This window comes from Agromyces binzhouensis, assembly GCF_004135055.1.
GTDB classification, from domain to species: domain Bacteria; phylum Actinomycetota; class Actinomycetes; order Actinomycetales; family Microbacteriaceae; genus Agromyces; species Agromyces binzhouensis.
In genome coordinates, this window is record NZ_SDPL01000493.1 from 1 (window position 1) to 1,985 (window position 1,985).

At 72.7% G+C, this 1,985-nt stretch carries 2 protein-coding genes; both read right to left on the reverse strand.

The window, feature by feature from the left end; all coding sequences use genetic code 11:
• Positions 1-162 precede the first annotated feature (162 nt).
• Positions 163-1,236, reverse strand: coding sequence for a DUF2510 domain-containing protein (locus ESO86_RS19980; protein ID WP_242492417.1), 1,074 nt, complete (start codon positions 1,234-1,236; stop codon positions 163-165).
• A 96-nt stretch (positions 1,237-1,332) separates the two neighbouring features.
• A partial coding sequence (locus ESO86_RS16030; RefSeq protein ID WP_242492418.1) for a Gfo/Idh/MocA family oxidoreductase occupies positions 1,333-1,985 on the reverse strand: 653 nt, incomplete at its 5' end.

Below are 1,985 nucleotides of genomic sequence, written 5' to 3' on the forward strand. Positions count from 1 at the left end.
GGCCGCCGCCGCGGCGGGCGCGGCCGTCGCCGGACTGGCGGCAGGGGTCGGCGCCGAGGCGCTCATCGTCGCGATCGGCGTCGTCTGGATCGCGTCGGGCGCGATGCTCCTCGCCTATCCGAGGGGCGCCCCCGCCATCGACGGCGGCTGATCCGCCGCCCCCTACTGCGGGACGTTGGTGAAGATCACGTCCTCGTACTCGAACGACGGCGCCGTCTGCATCGTGAGCGAACCGGGGTCGGCGACCGACCACGCCTCGTTCCAGGTGATGGACTCACCGGGCAGGATCGCCGTGGTCGGCGGGATGCCGACCTGCCCGCCCTCTGCGCCGACGTCGAAGATCCGCGAGGCCTCCGTGCCGCCGGACGAGAGCTGGGAGAACACGACGGGTTGCACGTTCTCGCCGGAGTCGTTCTGGATCGTGAGCGTGAAGACGAGGTTCACGGCCTGGTCGTCGCCCGCCGAGATGTCGGACGGCGTGAACGGCTCGGGCCCCGAGACCGTCATCGAGACGCCGTTGCTCCACACCATGGTCTCCCCGAACTCGAGCACCTGGCCCTCGCCGGCCTCATCGCCGGCCTCCTCGCCGGGTTCCTCGCTCGCGGGTCCGGTCGGCTCCCCGAACTCCTCCTCGAGCTGTCGGTCGATCTCGTCCTGGATCACGCCCGAGTCGACGATCTGCCCGAACACGCCGAGCGCGACGACCGCGAACACGATCGTCCCGATGATCCCGCCGACGACCGAGAGGATCAGGCCCGTGATGGCGGGCCACTTCCGCCCCTTGAGGAAGAGGGCGATGATGGCGAGCACGAACGCGATCGGCAGCAGGACGAGCCCGACGACCTGCACGAACGGGATGCACGCGAAGACGAACCCGATCGCCGCGATCACGAGTGCGACGATGCCGAGGACGTTCGTGCCGCCCGGCTCGGGCGGAGTCCCGGGGGCGCCCGGGGCGCCGCCGTAGGCCGCGTATGCCGAGGAGTCGGCGGGCGGTGCGCCGCCGGCTGCGCCGGGACCGCTCGTCGGCAGTCCCGCGAACGGCGTCGTGTCCGCGTACGGCGACGACCCCGGCGACGCGTCTGCGCCGAGCGCCGCGCTGTCGTAGGGCCGTGTCGCATCCTGCGCACCGGGCAGCGGTGCCGTGTGCTCGGTCCACTGCGTCCCGTCCCAGTACCGCTGCTGCCCGCGCCCGTCGTCGTACCAGCCCGGAGGCGCGCTCGTCGGATCGCTCATGGTCGCGATGATGGCAGCACCCCGGGGCATCCGCTCGGGTACTAAGCCCCACGAACCCTGTCGTGGGCCGAGGGGCGAGCGGATGCCGCGGGCGACTCAGACGCCCAGCTCGAGGTCGGCGATGCGCACCGGCTCGCCGGTCTCGAGCGACCGGTTCCCGGCGATGCCGACCGACACCGCGCGCACGCCGTCGGCGTAGCCGGCGACCCTCCCGAGGGGCGCGTCGTCCGTCACGCGGTCGAAGAGGTGCTGCAGCAGGTAGGCGTCGCCGCCGCCGTGGCTCCCGATGCCCTCCGGGATCGGCACGACCTCGGCGCCCTCCCAGTGCCGCTGCAGCACGAGCCGCTCGCTGTCGGGTCGCACAGCGTCGACGGCCGAGTGGTCGGGGTGCATGCTCGGGTCCACGACGACTCGGCCGTCCTCGCCGACCAGCACGGCACCGCGCTCGACCACCTCGAGCTCGGCGCGCCCCTTCGTGCCGTTCACGGTGACGCGATAACCCTCCCAGGGGGCGTGCGCGTTCAGCGAGTAGCTGAGCGTCGCGCCGGAGTCGTAGTCGACGAGTGCGGCCAGGTTGTCCTCGATCGTGATGCCCGGGTCGAACACGTCGCGATCGCGCAGGTAGCCGTCGTGGTGCTCCTGGTCGAGGTAGAGCTCCTTCAGGCGCGCATCGGCGGCGAGGTCGAGCGCGAACGGCCCGCCCGCTGCGCCGGCGCCGGTGCCGCGGGCGGGTCGCTCGCCGAGTCCCC